Here is a 3,937-nt window from a genome sequence, read left to right as displayed (position 1 = left end):
TTCGTCACAAGAATCAGACTTGCGCACCTGCGTTCGGGTCGTTCGGATCGTGGCGCGGCCGCTTGTCCTTCAGCAGATCGTCGCGCTTAACGCCGAGCCACATTGCGAGTGCGGCTGCGACGAAGACCGACGAGTAGATGCCGAACAAGATGCCAATCGTCAGTGCGAGCGCGAAGTAGTGCAGTGTCGGGCCACCAAAGATCAGCATCGACAGCACCATCATCTGCGTGCAGCCGTGCGTGATGATCGTACGCGACATCGTGCTCGTAATCGCGTGATTGATGACCTCGATGACGCCCATCTTGCGCTCGCGGCGGAACGTCTCGCGAATCCGGTCGAAAATGACGACCGACTCGTTGACGGAGTAGCCGAGCACCGCGAGCACCGCGGCCAGCACCGACAGCGAAAACTCCCACTGGAAGAACGCGAAGAAGCCGAGAATGATCACGACGTCGTGCAAGTTGGCCACGATGCCCGCCACTGCGTACTTCCACTCGAAACGGAATGACAGGTAGATCATGATGCCGGCGACGACGCACGCCAGTGCAAGCAGGCCGTTCGTCGCGAGTTCCTTGCCGACTTGCGGGCCGACAAATTCGACGCGTTGCAGCTTGGCGGCCGGATCCTGCTGGTTGAGCGCCGTCATCACCTGCGTGCTTTGCTCCGCCGAGGTGAGCCCCTGTTTCAGCGGCAGACGGATCATGACGTCACGTGACGTGCCGAACGTCTGCACCTGCGAGTCGGCATAGCCGAGCTTGGCGAGCGTTGCGCGCACGGGCTCGAGTTGCGCCGCCTGCGGGTACTGCACTTCGACAACCGTGCCACCCGTGAACTCGACCGACAGATGCAGCCCGCGATGCAGCAGGAAAAACACGGCTGCAAAAAACGTCAGGAACGAGATCGCGTTGAAGATCAACGCGCGCTGCATGAACGGAATGTCTTTGCGAATGCGGAAAAATTCCATTTTTTCTCTCCGGGCCCAACCGGGCCCTTAAGCGGCCAAAACTAACCCTAATCGGCCTTGAGCGCGGCCTTCACGTCTATCGCGAGCCCGGCTTGCGTGGCGCGGCGCCTTCGCGCGCGCGGTTGCGCAGTTGCGGCTTGCCGGCACGCGTTGCTTTGCCGTCGCCCGATCGACCACCACCCGCCGACGCGGGCGACGATAGAGCGGGAGCGACCTCGACATCCGTGCCCACAGACGTGGTGGCCTCCGCCGTCGCAGGCCGCCACACTTGACCGATTGCGAGCGTCTTCAGCTTTTTCTTGCCGCCGTACCACGCGTTCACGAGACCACGCGAGAAGAACACAGCCGAGAACATCGAGGTCAGGATGCCGATACAGTGCACGACGGCAAAACCTCGCACCGGGCCCGAGCCGAAAGCGAGGAGCGCGAGGCCTGCGATCAGCGTCGTCACGTTCGAGTCAATGATCGTCGCCCAGGCATGCGCATAGCCGTTCTGAATGGCGAGCTGCGGTGCGGCGCCGCGGCGCAGTTCTTCGCGCACGCGCTCGTTGATGAGCACGTTCGAGTCGATCGCCATGCCGAGCGCAAGCGCAATAGCCGCAATGCCGGGCAGCGTCAGCGTCGCCTGTAGCATTGAAAGCGCAGCAATGAGCAACAGCAGGTTGACCGACAGCCCGATGACCGAGACCAAGCCAAAGAGCATGTAGTACGCGACCATGAAGATCGCGATGGCAGCGAAGCCATAGACGACCGAATCGAAGCCCTTCTTGATGTTGTCGGCGCCGAGGCTCGGGCCGATCGTGCGTTCCTCGATGATGTCCATCGGCGCGGCGAGGGAGCCGGCGCGCAAGAGCAGGGCGAGGTCGGCGGCGGCTTGCGGGGTCGGCTGGCCTGTGATCTGGAAACGGTCGCCAAGCTCCGACTGGATCGTGGCGACGGTCAGCACCTGTCCCTTGCCTTTTTCGAACAGCACCATGGCCATCGGCTTGCCGATGTTGTCGCGAGAGACGCTCGCGACGGCACGGCCTGCCGTCGAATTCAAGCGGATGTTGACTGAGGGGCGCTGGTGCTCGTCGAAGCCGGCCGAGGCGTCGATGATGCTGTCGCCCGTGAAGATGACCTGCTTGCGCAGCAGCACAGGCACTTGATTGCTATCCGTGAAGAGTTCGTCTCCGGCCGGTACCGGATCGCTGGGCGCGGGATGCGTGTTGACCGGGTCCGCAAGACGCGCTTCGAGCGTGGCCGTGCGGCCGATGATTTCCTTCGCTTTCGCGGTGTCCTGCACGCCCGGCAGCTCGACCACGATGCGGTCGCTGCCTTGCTGCTGGATCACCGGTTCTGCGACGCCGAGCTCATTGACGCGGTTGTGCAGCGTCGTCATGTTCTGTTTCAGCGCTGCGTCCTCGACGGATTGCAGCTGCGCGGGCGCAAATGTGCCGACGAGTTCCACGCCGCCGCCGTCAGCGGGCCGCGTATTCCATTGCAGCTCGCCGATCGCGTTGGACAGCTTGGCCCGTGCGGCTTGTGCCACGGCAGGATCGGCGAAGCTTACGACGACTGACTGGCCGACGCGATTGACGCCGCCGTCGCGAATGTTGTTGTCACGCAAGAGCGTGCGTGCGTCCGATGCGTCGGCGTCGAGCCGCTTGTTGAGCGCGCCCGCCATATCGATCTGCATGAGGAAGTGCACACCGCCGCGCAGATCGAGGCCGAGATACATCGGCAGCGCATGCAGCGCAGTCAGCCAACGCGGCGAGGCGCTCTGCAGGTTGAGCGCGACGACGTACTCCGGATCGGCCGGGTCGGCATTCAGCGACTTCTGCAGGAGGTCCTTCACGCGCAACTGAGTATCGGTGTCCTTCAGGCGCACACGGATGGTGGCGTTGGACGAGCCGTTGTCGAACGTGATGTCGTCAGCCGTGATGTGGTTCGTGGCAAGCGCGGCTTCGACGTTAGCGAGCGTCGAGGCATCGAGCTTCGAAGTCGCTTTGCCGCTCAATACCTGTACCGCCGGCGCTTCGCCGTAGAAGTTGGGCAATGTGTAGAGAAGGCCGATGGCAAGTGCCACGGCCATCACGACATATTTCCAGAGGGGATAACGATTCATGGGATGTGCCGTACGGGGATTGGCATGGGGGCGCCGCAGCGGGCTCTCGTCGGGGGCAGATCGGGCGCGCGGGTGGGGGGAACCTGCCGCGCGACCCAGCTCGCAAAATGCACCGGACGCGAGAAGAGCAGCGTTACAGCGGCGGCATTACAGCGACTTGATCGTGCCCTTCGGAAGGATCGTCGTGACGGCGCCCTTTTGCACGAGGATCTCGGTGCCTTCGGCGATTTCCACGCCGACATAAGCTTCGCCCACCTTCGTCACTTTGCCGACGACGCCGCCATTTGTCACGACTTCGTCACCTTTCGCCATGGCTGCGAGCATGTTGCGATGCTCTTTTTGGCGCTTCATCTGGGGGCGGATCATGATGAAATACAGCACCGCGAACATGAGGACGAGCGGCAGAAAGCTCATCAGGCTCGATTCGGCGCCGCCGCCGGCAGCGCCTTGCGCGAATGCGTTGGAAATCATCGACACGTTGGTTTCTCCGTAAGAGACGATCGGAATGATCGCAAAAATAGCCGGATATTTTAGCACTGCGGCTTCTTGCAACGATGCGGCGCTAGGGAATCTCTGAACAAGTTCGGTCGCCCGCTGCGCGTTCACGATGCGCACGCGGGGCAAAGAAAATCCGAAATGAGCGAAAAATCAGCCTTCCAGTCGATCGATAGCAACGCATCAACCCAACTTGCTTTGGCTTCCCAAGTGTCAGGACAGGGCGGTTATCTACTCGACGCCTCTCGCGCGGTCTTCTGCAAACCGCTTGCGAAAGGCATCGAAGGTCTGCGTTTCGATCGCCTCGCGCATCTCAGCCATCAATTGCAGGTAGTAATGCAAATTGTGAATGGTATTCAATTGCGCGCCCA

General features: G+C 61.8%; 3 protein-coding genes and 1 pseudogene. All 4 read right to left on the bottom strand.

Annotated elements, in window-relative coordinates; genetic code table 11:
• Window positions 1–13: 13 nt before the first annotated feature.
• Window positions 14–964 (bottom strand): protein translocase subunit SecF, encoded by a 951-nt coding sequence (secF, locus tag VL598_RS04890; RefSeq protein ID WP_325325569.1) that lies wholly within the window; start codon window positions 962–964, stop codon window positions 14–16.
• A gap of 76 nt (window positions 965–1,040) precedes the next feature.
• Window positions 1,041–3,071, bottom strand: a complete 2,031-nt coding sequence (gene secD, locus VL598_RS04885; protein ID WP_325325568.1) for a protein translocase subunit SecD — start codon at window positions 3,069–3,071, stop codon at window positions 1,041–1,043.
• A gap of 147 nt (window positions 3,072–3,218) precedes the next feature.
• The gene (gene yajC, locus VL598_RS04880) at window positions 3,219–3,548 is read right to left on the bottom strand and encodes a preprotein translocase subunit YajC (protein ID WP_325325567.1); all 330 of its coding nucleotides are present in this window, start codon (window positions 3,546–3,548) and stop codon (window positions 3,219–3,221) included.
• 249 nt (window positions 3,549–3,797) lie between these two features.
• Window positions 3,798–3,937 (bottom strand): annotated as a pseudogene (locus VL598_RS04875) (tRNA guanosine(34) transglycosylase Tgt); the annotation flags it as partial.

Source organism: Trinickia sp., from assembly GCF_035492435.1.
In the GTDB taxonomy this organism is placed as follows: Bacteria; Pseudomonadota; Gammaproteobacteria; order Burkholderiales; family Burkholderiaceae; genus Trinickia.
The sequence above is the reverse complement of the archived record's forward strand: the minus strand, read 5'-3'. Positions and strand labels throughout refer to the sequence as shown.

Coding starts and splice junctions, on each gene's coding strand:
- secF (WP_325325569.1), bottom strand. CDS start 964: ATGGAATTTTTCCGCATTCGCAAAGACATTCCGTTCATGCAGCGCGCG.
- secD (WP_325325568.1), bottom strand. CDS start 3,071: ATGAATCGTTATCCCCTCTGGAAATATGTCGTGATGGCCGTGGCACTT.